Raw genomic sequence first — 15,109 nt, 5'->3', positions numbered from 1 at the left:
CGGAAATGCAGTGTGGGATGAAAAGTAAAGAATATAGAATATAAATGATCGGCAGGTCATCTGTGTTGCTGGAAAAACAAGGCGTTGCAATGGGCGAAGTTTCACCCTATTGATTTCTTATTTTTGTGAGGTCAGGCGAAATTTATCGACGAGGTTTATATCTGCAAGGGTAATGAAAAAAGAGGCAGTCAGAGTCAATCTTTTTCTCTCTGTCTGCCCCTAAAATAACTAATGCATTAACTCATCAGTTGATGATTAATACCGATGATAACTACGCTGTGCCTGATTCACTTTATACAGATAACGGCGTGACTCGCCAGATGGATGGCTGGTGGTCAGCGTCTGATAAACTTCATTCGGCGACATGTCGTTAATCTTCGCGAAGGCGCGATCTTTATCGCTGGAGAACACGCGCAGTACGCTGCCCGCGCCGCCATTATAAGCAGTAATCACCGCGTAACGGCGTGACACTGGATCCTGAATTCCGCCTAAATAACTCTTCTGCAACAGCGACAGATAGGCGGTACCCGCATCGATGTTATTGGCAGGATCGAGCAGATAGCTACGGCTTGGTTTACCCCATTTGCCCTTCATGCGGAACACATCCACGCCAGCGGTGTGCTGAACCACCTGCATCAAGCCCAGCGCATCGGAGTTGCTGACCGCATAGGGGTTGAAGCTCGATTCCGTCTGCATAATCGCCAGAATCAGGGATGCATCTACGCCGTACTCTTCAGCGGCTTTACGCACCAGCGGCAGATATTTGTGCGCACGTTTGTCGAGGTGGTTTGGCACCATCGGAATGGTGACCGACCAGATGACATGCAGGCCAGAAGTGCGTTTTTGTAGTTTGTTCTGAATCAGATAATCGGCGAAATTGGCCGCGCGTCCCTGCCAGCGAATCGGCTGACCGGTGTTATCCAGCACCTGGCCGTAAAGCAGCGGCTCTTTACTGATCTGAATATCATTGGCATCGGAGTAGAGATCGACATTACCCGGATCGTCACCAATCAACAGCGTGGTGATGATCGCCTGGCGCAGGCTGGCCATCGGATCGGTGCCAGCAATGGTCTCAATGGTGATGCTACCGCTGTCGAAGTTGATGTGACTGCGGGTGTAATAGCTGTCGCTATATTTGACGTAATCCTTCGGTCCGGCGATCAGAACCTCATTGATACCCCAAATATTTTCAATGTTGGCGGCGAACTGCCCCATCAGGATGTCGAAACCGTTGGTGTCCTTAACCCACTCTTCGTGATACTGCGATTTTTTTTGTCCGGAGCAGGAAACCAAAAGTGGAGCAATCACTAACAGCGCTATCAGTTTTTTATTCATTGTAAATGCGTGCCTGATTCAAAAAGAGGGCCTCAAAGGGAGGCCCTGAACGATTATTTTTCTGGCGGGGTGAAACCTTCGATGTGCACATCTTTGCCTTCGAACAGGAAATTGATCATCTCCTTTTCCAGCACTTTGCGATCTTCCGGGTTCATCATGTTGAGCTTTTTCTCGTTAATCAACATGGTCTGCTTGGACATCCACTGCTGCCAGGCTTCTTTGGAAATCTCATTGTAGATGCGCTTACCGATCTCGCCTGGATAGAGCTGGAAATCCTGCCCTTCAGCGTCGCGTTGCAGAAACGTACAAAAAATGGTGCGGCTCATTACTCTTCCTCTTGGATCACGCGCGTGTGCAGTGCCAGTTGCTGGGGATGGCGCAATTCGTGCAGTAAACGCTCTACGGGCGCTGCCAAACCCACTGACGGTGGTTGCGCTAAGTTATACCAGAGACCGCTCGCTTCATCCATCAGCGACCCGGCAGAAGGCCACGCCAGCCACATAGGCACAATGTCTAAGTGGAAATGACTAAAGGTATGACGAAAAGCCGTCAGCTGCTGTGGTTTGGCGTGAATGCCGCGTTCGGCCAGCCAGTCAGTTAGCGCTTGCTCACTGGTGAACTGTGGGAAGCAGAACAAACCGCCCCATAATCCCACCGGCGGACGTTGCTCCAGGAATACGTCGTCGCCGTGCTGAATCATCAGGAACCAGCCGGTGCGCTCTGGAATCGTCACTTTGGGTTTCTTACCCGGATATTCGGCCCAACTATTGTTGGCATACGCTACACAACCGTTGCTGACCGGGCAAATTTCACACTTAGGACGTGAGCGAGTACACACTAACGCACCGAGGTCCATCATCGCCTGATTAAACTGGCTTACGCCTTCGGCAGGTGTTACTTCTTCGCTAATCTGCCATAAACGTTTCTCAACGTCTTTTTTGCCCGGCCAACCGCCAACTGCATAACACCGGGCCAGCACGCGCTTGACGTTGCCATCCAGAATCGGGAAATGCAGGCCTAGCGATAAGGACAGCACTGCACCCGCGGTGGAGCGTCCAACGCCGGGCAGCGCGGCCACATCATCGAAATTGCGCGGGAACTCGCCACCGTGCTTATCCACCACCTGCTTCGCCGCTTTATGCAGGTTGCGCGCACGGGCGTAGTAGCCGAGTCCGGTCCACAGATGCAGTACTTCGTCCAGCGGTGCAGCGGCCAGATCGGCAATCGTCGGGAAGCGCGCCATAAAGCGTTCAAAGTAAGGGATAACGGTGGCAACTTGCGTCTGCTGCAGCATCACTTCGGAGAGCCACACTTTATAAGGTGTCTTCTCCTGCTGCCACGGCAGGGTTTTGCGGCCGAAGCGCTGATACCACTCCAGCACCTGTTGCGCGAACTGCGGCGCTTGCATCATTTGAGGAAATATTCCGTGTTTGCTCTACAATCAGGCAGGAATTCCAGCACAGAGACATCGGGGTGTAAACCGGAAGATTGCAAAGGCTTGCTTCTGCTATCTAACTTTGCATAATGCCCGTTTCCCAGAAAAGGCTAACCAGCAGGCTTCAACATGATTAATGACGTCATCACCCCGGAATTTGATGAGAACGGGCGGCCATTACGCCGTATCCGCAGTTTTGTGCGCCGCCAGGGGCGCTTAACGAAAGGACAGCAGCTCGCGCTCGATAATTACTGGCCGGAGATGGGCGTCGAGTTCCAGCAGGAGCCGCTGGATTTGGCAGCACTGTTTGGCCGTGAAGCGCCAGTGGTGCTGGAAATCGGTTTTGGCATGGGCGCCTCACTGGTGACCATGGCGCAAAATAATTCTCACCAGAACTTCCTCGGTCTTGAAGTGCATGCGCCGGGCGTGGGAGCCTGTCTGGCTTCTGCCAAAGAGGCAGGCGTGAAAAACCTGCGTGTGATGTGTCACGACGCAGTAGAAGTGTTGCAGCAGATGATTCCGGATAACTCACTGCGCATGGTTCAGCTGTTCTTCCCGGATCCATGGCATAAAGCGCGCCACAATAAACGTCGCATTGTGCAGGTACCTTTTGCCGAGCTGGTGATGCGTAAGCTGAAACTGGGCGGCGTGTTCCATATGGCCACTGACTGGGAAGATTACGCGACACACATGCTGGAAATCATGAACAGCGTGGATGGGTATAAAAACCTGTCAGAAGCTAACGATTACGTGCCGCGTCCGGAAACGCGTCCGTTAACGAAATTTGAGCAGCGCGGGCAGCGACTGGGCCATGGCGTTTGGGATCTGATGTTTGAGAGGATTAAATAATGGCCGTACAGCGTAGCCGTCGTTTACGTAAAAAACTGCATATCGATGAGTTTCAGGAGTTAGGTTTCTCTGTGGCCTGGCGTTTTGCCGAAGGCACCACCGAGGAGCAGATTGATGCCACGCTGGATCAGTTTATTACTGAAGTGATCGATCCCAATGGCCTGGCGTATGACGGCAGCGGTTATCTGGTGTGGGAAGGTCTGGTTTGCCTGCAGGAAACCGGTAAGTGCACCGATGAGCACCGTGAGCTGGTGCGCAAATGGCTGGAGAAACGCGAGCTGTCAGATGTTCAGGTAACTGAACTCTTTGACGTCTGGTGGGACTAAGTACTTTACTGGCCTGAGATATCGCTTCAGGCTAGCTCACTTGCGCTTTTGGCGCCGGGCAGTGCGCTCACAAGTTGCGAAAGCGACTTGTACGCCCAAAGGGCGGATTCGAAAGGGGCGAGCAACGTGAGTCATCTTATGTACTCAGGCGCGCTCCGATTATTGTGCGCTGACCGTCACCAAATTCGCTGCGCCGCTTACGCCTGACCTGTACTAACAGCAAAGGCGTGGGCGGCTTTTCATTTTAGGGAGATTTCATGGTTCGTAAGGCGCTTCTTACCGCACTGCTGCTGGCCGCAGCGACACAGGCGCAGGCTGATTATCAGTGCAGCGTTAATCCTCAGGATGATGTGATCATCAAACCGCAGAGCGTGCAGGTGGTCGGCACCAACGGTAATCTTGAAATCTCACCGCAGGGCGATGTGACCTTTAACGGGCAGAAAGCCAACGTGGATAACGCCACGCGACAGAAAGCCATCGACTATCAGAATGCGTTACGTCGGGATTTGCCGTGGGTAGATAACGGGGCCTCGACGCGTCTGGAACGCAGCCGTGTGGCGCTGGATAAAGTGATTGTGGAAAAGCTCGGTGCCAACAGCAACGTGCGCAACCGCCTGACCAGGCTGGATGGACAGCTGAAGCAGCAGATGAACCGTATCATTGAGCATCGCCCGGATGGTTTGACCTTCCACCATCAGGCGATTGACCAGGTGCGCGCTGAAGGCGAAAAGCTGGTGCAGAGCACGCTGGGCGGCATTATGCAGGACAGCCTGAACGAGATGGGCAGCAGCCAGGCCGCCAGCGGCAGTAATCCACTGCAGGCGATCATGGGCAACCTCGGCGGTCTGCAGCAGGCGGTTCAGGCAGAATGGAATAAGCAGGAACAGGACTTCCAGAACTTCGGTCATGAGGTGTGTAATCGCGTGACGGATCTGGAAGGGCAGCGCAAAGCGTTAGTGCAGGGCGTTAAAGGTTAAAAAAACCAGCGGGACGAAGTAGCGTGCCGCTGGGTTATATGACTGTTTGGCCTACATAAACAGTTCAAGCAGCGAATTCAGGAACAACTTCCCTTTTTCGGTTATCTGCCACTGCTCTGCGGTTTCCACCACGTAACCTGCCTCGATCGCTGCATCCATCTGTGCACGAATCACTTGTTCATCCAGCCCGGTATAGCGGCTGAAATCTGCACGCGGTGCGGCTTCCAGCAGACGGAAGCGGTTCATAAAGAACTCAAACGGCTTGTCTTCGTTCTCCACATCGTGCTGCTTGTCGAGGTAATTACCTTGCATAAAGCCGCGCGGATGACGGGTTTTCACCGTACGCACAATTCTGCCATCCGGCTGCGTCAGCTTGCCGTGCGCACCACAGCCGATACCGAGGTAATCACCGAAGCGCCAGTAGTTGAGGTTGTGCTCGCAGCGATAACCCGGCTTGGCATAGGCTGAAGTCTCGTACTGCTGATAACCAGCGGCACTCAGCAACTCATGGCCTTGTTCATAGATGTCCCACAGCGCATCGTCATCCGGCAACACCGGCGGACGCGAGCTGAACATCGTGTTCGGCTCGATGGTCAGCTGATACCACGACAGGTGCGGCGGATTCAGCGCAATCGCCTGACGCAAATCGTCCAGTGCCTCTTCCAGTGACTGATCGGGCAAGCCGTGCATCAGATCGAGGTTAAAGCTGCGCAGACCAAGACCGGCCGCGAGATGGGCGGCACGTACCGCTTCATCAGGGCCGTGAATGCGCCCTAAGCGCTCCAGCTTCTGCGGGCTAAAACTCTGCACGCCAATCGAAATACGGTTAATACCGGCTTTCTGGTAGCCGCTGAAGCGATCCGCTTCCACGGTGCCCGGATTGGCTTCCATGGTGACCTCTGCATCGGCCGCCAGCGGCAGGCGCGCACGCACGCCATCCATCAACATTTGCATGGCATTGCTGCTGAGCAGACTCGGTGTGCCGCCGCCAATGAAGATGGTGCGCACTTCGCGGCCAGCGGTAAGCGGCAGGTCCTGTTCAAGATCGCTGAGCAGGTGCTGCACATACTCGATGTGCGGCACCTCGCCTTTTAACGCGTGGGAGTTGAAATCACAGTACGGACACTTCTGCACACACCACGGAATGTGGATGTACAGGCTTAACGGAGGTAACTCAGGCATTGCGCATCGCATCCAGTAACAGCGTCAATGCTTTGCCACGGTGGGAAACAGCACGCTTTTCATCTTTACTCAGCTCTGCTGCGGTTTTGCCCAGTTCAGGAACATAGAAAATCGGGTCGTAACCAAAGCCGCCTTCACCTGCGGCTGCACGGGTGATTTCACCCGCCCAGCTGCCGTGGAACACCAGCGGTGTCGGATCTTCAGCATGGCGCAGGTAAACCAGCACACAGTGGAACTGCGCCTGACGCTCGCCCTCCGGCACGTTTTCCAGCGCCACCAGCAGCTTATCGAGATTTTGCTGATCGCTGGCGTCTTCTCCGGCATAGCGCGCAGAGTAGATGCCTGGCGCGCCGCCGAGCGCATCCACCGCCAGACCAGAGTCATCGGCAATCGCTGGCAGACCGGTGATCTGCGCCGCATGACGCGCTTTGAGAATGGCATTTTCAATAAAAGTCAGACCGGTTTCTTCCGCTGACTCAACGCCCAGCTCGGTTTGTGCCACGATATCGAGGCCGAAGGCCGCTAATAAATCGGCCAGTTCACGAACTTTGCCCGGATTACCGGTGGCGAGTACGACTTTTTGCATAACAGTTCCAGATTAACGAATTACAGCAAATACCAGAGACCCGGGAACAGGTCCATGCCGAGGAAATTCAGCGCGTACAGCACCAGAATCACAATCATGGCAGAGAAATCGATGCCGCCCATCGCAGGCAGAATGCGGCGAATCGGTGCCATCAGCGGTTCAGTCAGCTGAATCAACACGTAATCAATCGGGCCACGTCCCTGGCTGATCCAGCTCATCAGCGAACGAATGATGATCACCCAGAACACCAGATAACCGGCGGATTTCACCAGCGACAACAGGCCAACTAACAGATTGGTGGGATCCACCGAGAACACGCCAACCTGAATTAACAGTAGCACCGGATATTTCAGGGTGGTCAGCACAAAGGCCAGCACCAGCGAGGCTGTGTCAATCGGGCCTATCGCTGGCAGCACGCGGCGCAGCGGCTTGATAATCGGCTGTGTAATCTTCACCACAAACTGTGACAGCGGGTTGTAGAAATCACAGCGTGACCACTGCATCCAGATGCGTAGCAGCAATACCATCACGTACAGGTCGATCAGCGTTTTGACTAAAAACGTCATTGTTAACATGAGGTTCCTCAATTATTGTTGTGAAGGTCGCGCATAATCCCGCGCGCCAAATACGGCGGTGCCAATGCGCACCATGGTGCTGCCTGCGGCGATTGCCGCATCCATGTCGTCGCTCATTCCCAGAGAAAGCGTATCGACGTCAGGGTAATCCTGTTTTAGAGCGTTAAACGCGTCAGCCATCTGCTGACATACCGCGAACTGTCGATCGTAATCTGACTCCGGCGCCGGGATCGCCATCAATCCGCGCAAACGCAGACGTGGCAATGCGGCTATATGCGCCGCCAGCGCCGGAATCGCCTCCAGCATGATGCCAGATTTGCTGTTCTCGTCACTGATATTTACCTGAATTAACACGTTAAGCGGTGGCAACGCTGCCGGACGCTGATCGTTGAGGCGTTGTGCAATGCGTTCACGATCCACGGTGTGACACCAGGCAAAATTCTCCGCCACCAGGCGGCTTTTATTGGATTGCAGCGGCCCGATAAAGTGCCACTGCAGATCAGGATGTGCGGCCAGCTCAGCCACCTTTTCAACCCCTTCCTGTACGTAATTTTCACCGAATGCCCGCTGACCCGCAGCAATCGCTTCTGCGACTGCGCTCGCAGGTTTGGTTTTGCTCACTGCAAGCAGGGTAATTTCTTCTGGCGCGCGGCCGCAGCGTGCAGCGGCAGTGGCGATACGCTCACGCACTTGCTGTAGGTTGTGCTCAATGGAAGTCATAGTCAGGAGAAGTTAAATGGATTTGGATGAAGTTGTGGCCCTTAGTGTAAAGCATAACGCCGCCGATCTGCACCTTTGCAGCGGACATTTACCGCACTGGCGACGGCAGGGGGGGCTGGAGCCGATCCCACAACAAACCGCATTGGATGGCGACTGGCTGGAAACCTTTTTGCAACAGTGGCTCAGCGGCGTACAGCAGGATGAGCTGGAAGCGAGCGGGCACGTTGATTTTGCCATCACCCTGAAAAGCGGCGTGCGTTTGCGTGCCAACCTGTTTATGCAGCGCCACGGTTTATCGCTGGCGTTGCGCTTGATTGCCAGCCAGGCACCCGATATCAACCAATTACAGCTGCCCGACGTAGTACAGCAGTTGTTGCAGTTGGAGGAGGGGCTGATCTTAATTACGGGTGCCACCGGCAGCGGTAAATCCACCACGCTGGCAGCGATGGTGGACAGCCTCAATCGCGAACAGGCACGCCACATTATTACGCTGGAAGATCCGATTGAATTTTTGCATCACAGCCAGCGCTCGTTGATACAGCAGCGGGAAGTGGGCGCACACACAGTGTCATTCCAGCAAGGATTGAAAGCGGCGCTGCGCGAAGACCCGGATGTGATTCTGTTGGGTGAGCTACGTGACAGCGAGACCATTCGGCTGGCGCTGACGGCGGCAGAGACCGGGCATCTTGTACTGGCAACGTTGCACACGCGAGGTGCCACGCAAGCGGTGGATCGGCTGGTGGATGTGTTTCCTGCCGAGGAAAAAAACCTGGTGCGCACCCAGTTGGCGGGCAGTTTGAAAGCGGTGCTGGCGCAGCGTTTGGTGCCGGCAAAAAACGGCGGGCGAATTGGCTTGTTCGAGGTGTTGGTGGCCACGCCTGCGGTGACCAATTTAATCCGTGAGGGCAAGATGCATCAACTGCCTGGCGTGCTGCAAACCGGCGCGCAGTCAGGGATGCAGACGTTCGCGCAGAGCGAACAGGCGCGACAACAGGCGGGATTGATTTGAGAATTTGCGAGTCGATTCAGAAGGGCGGGCATGATTTGCGTGCCTGCGAGTTGCTACTAAAGGGCGGGGCATGATTTGAATGCTTGCAAGTCGATACAAGGGAGTGGGCATGATTTGAGTGCCTGCGAGTTGATACAAAGAGGCGGGGATGATTTTAATGCCTGCGAGTCGTTACAAAAGGGCGGGGCATGATTTGCGCGCCTGTGAGTCAATACAAGTGGCAGAATTGATTGGCGTGTTTGCAGGTTGCCGTAAATGGCGGGAGCACTATAGCCGAGCGAATAACAAGCAAGCTGTTGCCGCAATTTGTCAGGTGCGCATTCACGCGCACCTGGATTTCAATCAGTGCGTATCGAACCAATCTTCCAGAATGATCACCGCCGATTGCGAATCGACCTGACCTTTTTGCAATGCACGGAAGCCACCGCGTTCGAACAGGTCGGCGCGCGCTTCCACGGTGCTTAACCGCTCGTCCTGCAGCTCAACGCGCACGCCGAATCGGCCATGAATGCGATTGGCGAACTTACGGGCGCGATCGGTTAACGGCTGCTCGGTGCCGTCCATGTTCAACGGCAAGCCCACCACCACGTAATCAGGCTGCCACTCTTTCAGCAGCTTCTCGATCAGCTTCCAGTCTGGCGTGCCATCTTGCGCTTTAAGCGCGGTCAGAGCGCGAGCGGTGCCGGTTAACTGTTGACCGACCGCCACACCGATGCTTTTGGTGCCGAAATCGAAGCCAAGCAAGGTTTCACTGGCCATCAGGCGTGCCCTGCATCGCTGGTCATATTATGAATATCAATGCCCATGCTGCGTGCGGCTTCGCGCCAGCGCTCGGCGATTGGCGTCTGGAACAGAATATTGCTGTTCGCGGGTGTGGTCAGCCAGGCATTTTCCAGCAGTTCGTTCTCCAGCTGATCTTTTTCCCAGGCGCAATAACCTAAAGCCACCAGCACGTTATCGGGCTGTTCTGAGGTGCCGATCGCTTCCAGCACATCCCGTGAAGTGGTGATCACGGTGTTATCAGAGATACGGATGCTGGAAGAGTAAATTTTCTGGGCAGAGTGCAGGATAAAGCCGCGATCTTCCGCCAGCGGGCCGCCAGCGAACACCGGCTTATCCAGCTTAATGGCAGGATCACGCTCTGATGGGCTGATTTTAAGTTTCTTCAGAATGCCTTCGACCGTCAGGTTTTCCATCGGCTTATTCACGATCAAGCCCATGGCGCCATCTTCATTGTGCTCGCAGATATACACCACCGAGCGTTTGAACAGCGGGTCCTGCAGCGACGGCATCGCAATCAAAAAATGGTGCTGTAAATTCATTCTCACTCGTATACCAAAAATAACCGGCGCGGCCGCAGCCACGTCGGTTTTGGGTTCTCACGGCGCTTACACGCCGTTGACATCAGCCCAGGCGTTTCTCAATGGCATCCATCAGCATGCCGGTGATCGAGATCGGGAATGCAGCCTCGATTTCACGCACGCAGGTTGGGCTGGTTACGTTAACTTCGGTGAGTTTATCACCAATGATGTCCAGACCGACAAAAATCAGCCCTTTAGCTTTCAGCGTTGGACCCACGCGACGGGCGATTTCCCAATCGCTGTCACTCAACGGGCGTGCTTCACCGCGGCCACCAGCTGCAAGGTTACCACGGGTTTCGCCACCCTGTGGGATACGCGCCAGGCAGTAAGGCACCGGCTCGCCATCCACCACCAGCACGCGCTTATCGCCCTCTTTGATCGCCGGCAGGTAGTTTTGCGCCATGCAGAAGTTCTGGCCGTGATTGGTCAGGGTTTCGGTGATGACACCAAAGTTCGGGTCGTCCTGCTTAACGCGGAAGATGGAGGCGCCGCCCATGCCGTCCAGCGGCTTAAGGATCACATCACCGTGCTCCTGCCAGAAGGCACGCAGCTGCTCTTTATTGCGGGTCACCAGCGTGTCTGGCGTCAGGTCGGCGAACCACGCGGTGTACAGTTTCTCGTTACAGTCACGCAGGCTCTGCGGTTTGTTGACGATCAGCGTACCTTGCTCTTCCGCGCGCTCCAGCAGGTAGGTGGCATAGATGAATTCGGTATCGAACGGCGGATCTTTACGCATCAGCACCACGTTGAGATCGGCCAGCGGGATTACCTGCTCACTGCCGAACTCGTACCATTTGTCGTAGTTCTGCTCCACGCTCAGCAGGCGCGTGCGGGCGTAGGTCACGCCACCGCGCAGTGAGAGATCGCCCATCTCCATGTAATGAATTTCGTAACCACGGCGCTGTGCTTCCAGCAACATGGCGAAGCTGGTGTCTTTTTTAATGTTGATGGACGAAATTGGGTCCATAACGATGCCAAGCTTAATCATTATTCTCTCCTCAAAGGGGGAATTTATTGCCCCGTTCCGTGACAGCGCTGCGGCTTTTCACGTGCGTAGTTTTAAAACCCTAAAAGTATCCCTTAACCCAGGTCACCAAACCTCACCTGAAGTGCCGTAATGGCCGTCAGTGCGGTAGTTTCTGTACGCAACACGCGTGGGCCCAACAAAATATCGGTGAAACCTTGCTGCGCGGTCATGGCAATTTCGTCTGCGGATAAGCCGCCTTCCGGACCAATCAGCAGGCGTACACGTTCAACCGGCTGCGGCAGAGTGTTAATACTGTGGCTGGCACGCGGATGCAGATTGAGCTTTAAACCGCTTTCCTGCTCGGCACACCAGGCTTCCAGCGTCATCGCTTCACGGATTTCCGGCACACGATTACGGCCGCACTGTTCACAGGCGGCAATCGCAATTTTTTGCCATTGCTGAATCTTCTTCGCCAGTCGTTCAGCATCCAGCTTTACGCCGCAGCGCTCCGAAAACAAGGGTGTAATTACGTTCACGCCGAGTTCGATCGATTTCTGGATGGTGAATTCCATCTTTTCGCCGCGCGACATCACCTGCCCAAGATGGAGATGGAGCGGAGATTCACGGTCATCAGGCTGACTGGCAAGGACCCTTACTTTTACACGCTTTTTATCAGCCTGGGTGATTTCGGCGTTAAAAGTCAGATTACTGCCATCAAACAGCTCAATTTGTTGACCGGCGGTCATGCGCAGCACGCGCCCGACGTGGTTAGCGGCATCTTCGTCGAGGAAGACTTCACTGTTAACTTCAAGAGGTTCGGGATGATAAATGCGAGGTATGCGCATGCGGTTCCTGCCAGCGTTATGCCGTGTCTTCGGACACGGCCCAATCGGAAAAAAGCTAGTGTAGGGTAGCGCTTTTAGCGCTGGCAAGCCTGTTGTACATAGGGATTGTGATTTCCCTGCACCTGCGCGATGCGGTTGTCGCGTTCACACTCCCATTGGCTTACCGGATATTGCTTGTTCCAGGCGGTGAACAGCTGGGTCTGCTGGCGTGACAGACGCAACTGATACTGGTCACGCATGTAGAAGTAAGTGCGGGCGATGGCACCGCGTGCACGCTCGGGTGGCTGCGCCAGCTTCTGCTTGAAATCGACTTTCATTGCGCACTGACCATATTGCGCGTCGCCGCCGTTCCACTGGCTGTACTGGAAGTTATTGCGATCGCCATTCACTTCACCAATCGCCGGTTGCAGATTGTGCAGGTCGCTTTCAATGCGGCGGTAATCGGCATCTTTACTGCAATTTTTGCGTCCGCCATTTTGCCAGCACTGGCGCTGATGGCCGAACTCCCATGCGGGCATCACATGTTCCCACTCAATACGTTCAGCGCGGTTGGCATTTTTACGCACGCTGTAGCCACAGCTGCTGAGGTCAGGGACGCCCTTTTTGCCGTGCCAGCTGATTTTGCAGCCGCAGTAAAATTCTGCCGGGGCATCGGCATTGATCTGCGCGGCGACCACTTTGGCCTGCTGGAAGTTGTTTTGATTGTAGTGGGTGACGCTGAGGCTGAAGGCGCTAATGGGGGCAACTAATAAGGAGAGTAACAACAGCGTTTTGCGAGACATATTCCAAAAATTACCTGATGCGTAAAAAGGCGGCAGGGTAACAGAATGGCGCAGGGTGGGAAATCAGATAAACGGATTAACCTGCTGAAAATTCACCAGGTTGTAGCAATGTACCGCAATGTACGCAGCGGTATTCACTTTCACCCCGTAACACGCGATTGTGGCGGCGTACGGTGAGCTGATGTTGCTGACAGCGGCAGCGATAGGGGAAGGTATTGCTACGCACCGAAGCGATTTCGAACTGATGGGTGCGACGCGCGGGAACGCCGAGCACGCTCTCCATCATCCACTTCCACTCTTTGCCGTGCGGCGGCACGCGGCCAAAGGTTTTCCATACCAGCAGGTGCGCCAGTTCGTGCGGCACCACCTCGTCCACAAAGGCCTGCTGATTCTCCAGCAATAGCACCGGGTTGATGCGAATCTCCCATTTCTCCAGCCAGGCGGTACCGGCAGCGGTGCCGCGCTGCTGATACACCAGCTTCGGCTCGTCATAGTGACGCTCCAGCTTTTCATTGGCGAGCTGCAAATGGTGACGCAACGAGCGCATCACGGCTTGTTGCAGGGCAATGGGAAGGCGAGGTGTTTTCATGCCGGGCAGGATAACCTGGTACGCACAAATGCGCACCTGACGAAACACACAAAAAAAGGGCCGCCAATCGGCAGCCCTTCGTATCGCTTATCGACCTTATTGCTGTCCGATATCGCGCAGTTTTTTGCCTTGCATCAGGTTGCGCTCGATGTGTTCCAGCGAGACGTTTTTGGTCTCTGGAATCAGCGCCACGGTCAGCAGGATAAAGAACACATTCAGACCTGCGTATACCCAGAAGGTCGGCGCGTTGCCCAGCGTGTTCAGCATGGTCAGGAAGGTGGCACCGACGATCATGTTGGCAATCCAGTTGGTTGCGGTCGACACGGTGATACCAAAATCGCGGCCTTTCAGCGGCTGAATTTCTGAACACAGTACCCAGATCAACGGACCGGCAGACATCGCAAAACCAACGATGAACATCAGCAGCATCGCGACAGCAAAGTATTGTGCGGAAGCGGAGTTAATGCCGATGTGCAGCATGGTACCGAGGATACCCATACCGGCAGCCATCACGATGAAGCCCAGCACCAGCGTCGGTTTACGGCCCCAGCGATCCACCAGGCCAATCGCAATAAAGGTCGCCAGTACGTTGACCAGACCGACAATGACCGTGCCCCACATCTGCTGAGTGGTATTGGCGAAGCCCGCAATCTCAAAGATTTTTGGCGCGTAATACATGATGACGTTCATACCGGTGAACTGCTGCATCACCTGCAACAGCACGCCCAGGAACACCGCACGGCGGAAGTTGCTGTTGCTCTGGAACAGCTGCCAGCCAGACTGTTTGATCTTCAGGCTTTCACGAATCTCATCCAGTTCACGTTTAGCTTGTTCGCTGGTATCACGCAGACGAGCCAGCACGCGTTCTGCACTGCGGAAATCGCCTTTCGCCGCCAGCCAGCGTGGACTGTTTGGCAGGAAGAATACGCCTACCAGCAGCAGCACGGCCGGAATGGTGATGATACCCAGCATCCAGCGCCATGCGCCTGCGTCACTAAATGCAGTGTCAGACAGATACGCGCCCAGGATACCGATGGTGATCATCAGCTGATACAGAGAAATCATGCTGCCACGAATCTTTTCCGGTGCGATTTCAGAAAGATACAGAGGAGCAGTGTAAGACGCGACACCCACAGCCAGACCGAGTACTACACGTGCAGCAATCAGCATATCCGGGCTAACCGCCATGGCTGACCACAGTGAACCGATCACGAACAGAATTGCACCCGCCATCAGGCTCTTTTTACGGCCGAGATGTGAAGACATCCAGCCGCTACCAATCGCACCTACAGCCGCACCGAACATCATTGAGCTGACAATCCACTCTTGCTCATGTGCAGTCACGTTGAAATCTTTGGCGATGAAGGGCAGGGCACCAGCGATAACGCCGATATCCAGACCAAACAGCAGGCCGGCCAGAGCCGCTAAGAAGCAGACAAACATGGTCATCATCTTGTTCGACGTTCTGCTCTTATGAGTATTACCAGGCATAATGCCTCCGAAGTTTATCTATCATTGTTTTTATCAATGTTATGAAACCTGCCGACGGAAAAAAGTGAGGGCGATCACAC

The 15,109-nt window shown here is 54.7% G+C and carries 18 protein-coding genes; 4 read left to right on the top strand and 14 right to left on the bottom strand.

The features are described 5' to 3' along the window. Positions 1–255: 255 nt before the first annotated feature. From mltC to mutY, 3 genes are read right to left on the bottom strand one after another with little or no spacing between them, the layout of a single operon-like run. The gene (mltC, locus tag CRO33_RS10180; protein WP_097118064.1) at positions 256–1,335 is read right to left on the bottom strand and encodes a membrane-bound lytic murein transglycosylase MltC; all 1,080 of its coding nucleotides are present in this window, start codon (positions 1,333–1,335) and stop codon (positions 256–258) included. 53 nt (positions 1,336–1,388) lie between these two features. After that, positions 1,389–1,661, bottom strand: coding sequence for an oxidative damage protection protein (locus CRO33_RS10175; protein WP_034823278.1), 273 nt, complete (start codon positions 1,659–1,661; stop codon positions 1,389–1,391). Then, a complete protein-coding gene (mutY, locus tag CRO33_RS10170) occupies positions 1,661–2,746 on the bottom strand; it encodes an A/G-specific adenine glycosylase (protein ID WP_034823277.1) in 1,086 nt (361 codons plus the stop codon). Before mutY ends, CRO33_RS10175 begins: the two co-directional genes overlap by 1 nt. A 153-nt stretch (positions 2,747–2,899) precedes the next feature. Here mutY and trmB point away from each other — a divergent pair, with 153 nt between their 5' ends. The 3 genes from trmB to CRO33_RS10155 all read left to right on the top strand — a co-directional run bounded on the left by trmB (position 2,900) and on the right by CRO33_RS10155 (position 4,922). Further along, positions 2,900–3,619: a tRNA (guanosine(46)-N7)-methyltransferase TrmB gene (gene trmB, locus CRO33_RS10165; protein ID WP_097118063.1), complete on the top strand. Its 720-nt coding sequence runs from the start codon at positions 2,900–2,902 to the stop codon at positions 3,617–3,619. After that, entirely contained in the window at positions 3,619–3,945 is a 327-nt protein-coding gene (locus CRO33_RS10160) for a YggL family protein (RefSeq protein ID WP_034823275.1), read from the top strand. Before trmB ends, CRO33_RS10160 begins: the two co-directional genes overlap by 1 nt. Positions 3,946–4,202: 257 nt before the next feature. After that, entirely contained in the window at positions 4,203–4,922 is a 720-nt protein-coding gene (locus CRO33_RS10155; RefSeq protein WP_058959333.1) for a DUF2884 domain-containing protein, read from the top strand. Positions 4,923–4,973: 51 nt separating this feature from the next. Here the strand turns inward: CRO33_RS10155 and hemW are convergent, their stop codons facing one another. From hemW to CRO33_RS10135, 4 genes are read right to left on the bottom strand one after another with little or no spacing between them, the layout of a single operon-like run. Continuing rightward, on the bottom strand, positions 4,974–6,104 hold the full coding sequence (hemW, locus tag CRO33_RS10150) for a radical SAM family heme chaperone HemW (RefSeq protein ID WP_034823273.1): 1,131 nt from the start codon (positions 6,102–6,104) through the stop codon (positions 4,974–4,976). Continuing rightward, positions 6,097–6,690: an XTP/dITP diphosphatase gene (locus tag CRO33_RS10145; protein ID WP_097118062.1), complete on the bottom strand. Its 594-nt coding sequence runs from the start codon at positions 6,688–6,690 to the stop codon at positions 6,097–6,099. The genes hemW and CRO33_RS10145 overlap by 8 nt, the downstream gene beginning before the upstream one ends. 20 nt (positions 6,691–6,710) lie before the next feature. After that, a complete protein-coding gene (locus CRO33_RS10140) occupies positions 6,711–7,265 on the bottom strand; it encodes a YggT family protein (protein ID WP_034823271.1) in 555 nt (184 codons plus the stop codon). A gap of 12 nt (positions 7,266–7,277) precedes the next feature. Further along, complete coding sequence (locus CRO33_RS10135; RefSeq protein ID WP_097118061.1) at positions 7,278–7,985, bottom strand: YggS family pyridoxal phosphate-dependent enzyme; 708 nt, start codon at positions 7,983–7,985, stop codon at positions 7,278–7,280. 16 nt (positions 7,986–8,001) lie between these two features. Between CRO33_RS10135 and CRO33_RS10130 the strand changes: the two genes are divergently transcribed. Then, entirely contained in the window at positions 8,002–8,994 is a 993-nt protein-coding gene (locus CRO33_RS10130) for a type IV pilus twitching motility protein PilT (protein ID WP_097118060.1), read from the top strand. Positions 8,995–9,336: 342 nt separating this feature from the next. On the opposite strand, the gene ruvX is transcribed toward CRO33_RS10130, so the two are convergent. From ruvX to CRO33_RS10095, 7 genes are all read right to left on the bottom strand, one after another. Continuing rightward, on the bottom strand, positions 9,337–9,753 hold the full coding sequence (gene ruvX, locus CRO33_RS10125) for a Holliday junction resolvase RuvX (protein WP_034823268.1): 417 nt from the start codon (positions 9,751–9,753) through the stop codon (positions 9,337–9,339). Then, a complete protein-coding gene (locus CRO33_RS10120) occupies positions 9,753–10,316 on the bottom strand; it encodes a YqgE/AlgH family protein (protein WP_034823267.1) in 564 nt (187 codons plus the stop codon). The genes ruvX and CRO33_RS10120 overlap by 1 nt, the downstream gene beginning before the upstream one ends. A gap of 82 nt (positions 10,317–10,398) precedes the next feature. Continuing rightward, a complete protein-coding gene (gshB, locus tag CRO33_RS10115) occupies positions 10,399–11,343 on the bottom strand; it encodes a glutathione synthase (RefSeq protein ID WP_034823266.1) in 945 nt (314 codons plus the stop codon). A 92-nt stretch (positions 11,344–11,435) separates the two neighbouring features. After that, positions 11,436–12,167: a 16S rRNA (uracil(1498)-N(3))-methyltransferase gene (gene rsmE, locus CRO33_RS10110; protein WP_038644914.1), complete on the bottom strand. Its 732-nt coding sequence runs from the start codon at positions 12,165–12,167 to the stop codon at positions 11,436–11,438. Between the two features lie 74 nt (positions 12,168–12,241). Beyond that, positions 12,242–12,949, bottom strand: a complete 708-nt coding sequence (gene endA / locus CRO33_RS10105; protein ID WP_097118059.1) for a deoxyribonuclease I — start codon at positions 12,947–12,949, stop codon at positions 12,242–12,244. A gap of 76 nt (positions 12,950–13,025) precedes the next feature. Continuing rightward, on the bottom strand, positions 13,026–13,538 hold the full coding sequence (locus CRO33_RS10100; RefSeq protein ID WP_097118058.1) for a SprT family zinc-dependent metalloprotease: 513 nt from the start codon (positions 13,536–13,538) through the stop codon (positions 13,026–13,028). Between the two features lie 96 nt (positions 13,539–13,634). Further along, positions 13,635–15,029, bottom strand: coding sequence for a sugar porter family MFS transporter (locus CRO33_RS10095; RefSeq protein WP_097118057.1), 1,395 nt, complete (start codon positions 15,027–15,029; stop codon positions 13,635–13,637). Between the last annotated feature and the right edge of the window lie 80 nt (positions 15,030–15,109).

This window comes from Pantoea sp. GL120224-02, assembly GCF_900215395.1.
GTDB classification, from domain to species: domain Bacteria; phylum Pseudomonadota; class Gammaproteobacteria; order Enterobacterales; family Enterobacteriaceae; genus Pantoea; species Pantoea communis.
This window is presented reverse-complemented; position numbering and strand designations above follow the sequence as displayed.

Coding starts and splice junctions, on each gene's coding strand:
- mltC (WP_097118064.1), bottom strand. CDS start 1,335: ATGAATAAAAAACTGATAGCGCTGTTAGTGATTGCTCCACTTTTGGTT.
- CRO33_RS10175 (WP_034823278.1), bottom strand. CDS start 1,661: ATGAGCCGCACCATTTTTTGTACGTTTCTGCAACGCGACGCTGAAGGG.
- mutY (WP_034823277.1), bottom strand. CDS start 2,746: ATGATGCAAGCGCCGCAGTTCGCGCAACAGGTGCTGGAGTGGTATCAG.
- trmB (WP_097118063.1), top strand. CDS start 2,900: ATGATTAATGACGTCATCACCCCGGAATTTGATGAGAACGGGCGGCCA.
- CRO33_RS10160 (WP_034823275.1), top strand. CDS start 3,619: ATGGCCGTACAGCGTAGCCGTCGTTTACGTAAAAAACTGCATATCGAT.
- CRO33_RS10155 (WP_058959333.1), top strand. CDS start 4,203: ATGGTTCGTAAGGCGCTTCTTACCGCACTGCTGCTGGCCGCAGCGACA.
- hemW (WP_034823273.1), bottom strand. CDS start 6,104: ATGCCTGAGTTACCTCCGTTAAGCCTGTACATCCACATTCCGTGGTGT.
- CRO33_RS10145 (WP_097118062.1), bottom strand. CDS start 6,690: ATGCAAAAAGTCGTACTCGCCACCGGTAATCCGGGCAAAGTTCGTGAA.
- CRO33_RS10140 (WP_034823271.1), bottom strand. CDS start 7,265: ATGTTAACAATGACGTTTTTAGTCAAAACGCTGATCGACCTGTACGTG.
- CRO33_RS10135 (WP_097118061.1), bottom strand. CDS start 7,985: ATGACTTCCATTGAGCACAACCTACAGCAAGTGCGTGAGCGTATCGCC.
- CRO33_RS10130 (WP_097118060.1), top strand. CDS start 8,002: ATGGATTTGGATGAAGTTGTGGCCCTTAGTGTAAAGCATAACGCCGCC.
- ruvX (WP_034823268.1), bottom strand. CDS start 9,753: ATGGCCAGTGAAACCTTGCTTGGCTTCGATTTCGGCACCAAAAGCATC.
- CRO33_RS10120 (WP_034823267.1), bottom strand. CDS start 10,316: ATGAATTTACAGCACCATTTTTTGATTGCGATGCCGTCGCTGCAGGAC.
- gshB (WP_034823266.1), bottom strand. CDS start 11,343: ATGATTAAGCTTGGCATCGTTATGGACCCAATTTCGTCCATCAACATT.
- rsmE (WP_038644914.1), bottom strand. CDS start 12,167: ATGCGCATACCTCGCATTTATCATCCCGAACCTCTTGAAGTTAACAGT.
- endA (WP_097118059.1), bottom strand. CDS start 12,949: ATGTCTCGCAAAACGCTGTTGTTACTCTCCTTATTAGTTGCCCCCATT.
- CRO33_RS10100 (WP_097118058.1), bottom strand. CDS start 13,538: ATGAAAACACCTCGCCTTCCCATTGCCCTGCAACAAGCCGTGATGCGC.
- CRO33_RS10095 (WP_097118057.1), bottom strand. CDS start 15,029: ATGCCTGGTAATACTCATAAGAGCAGAACGTCGAACAAGATGATGACC.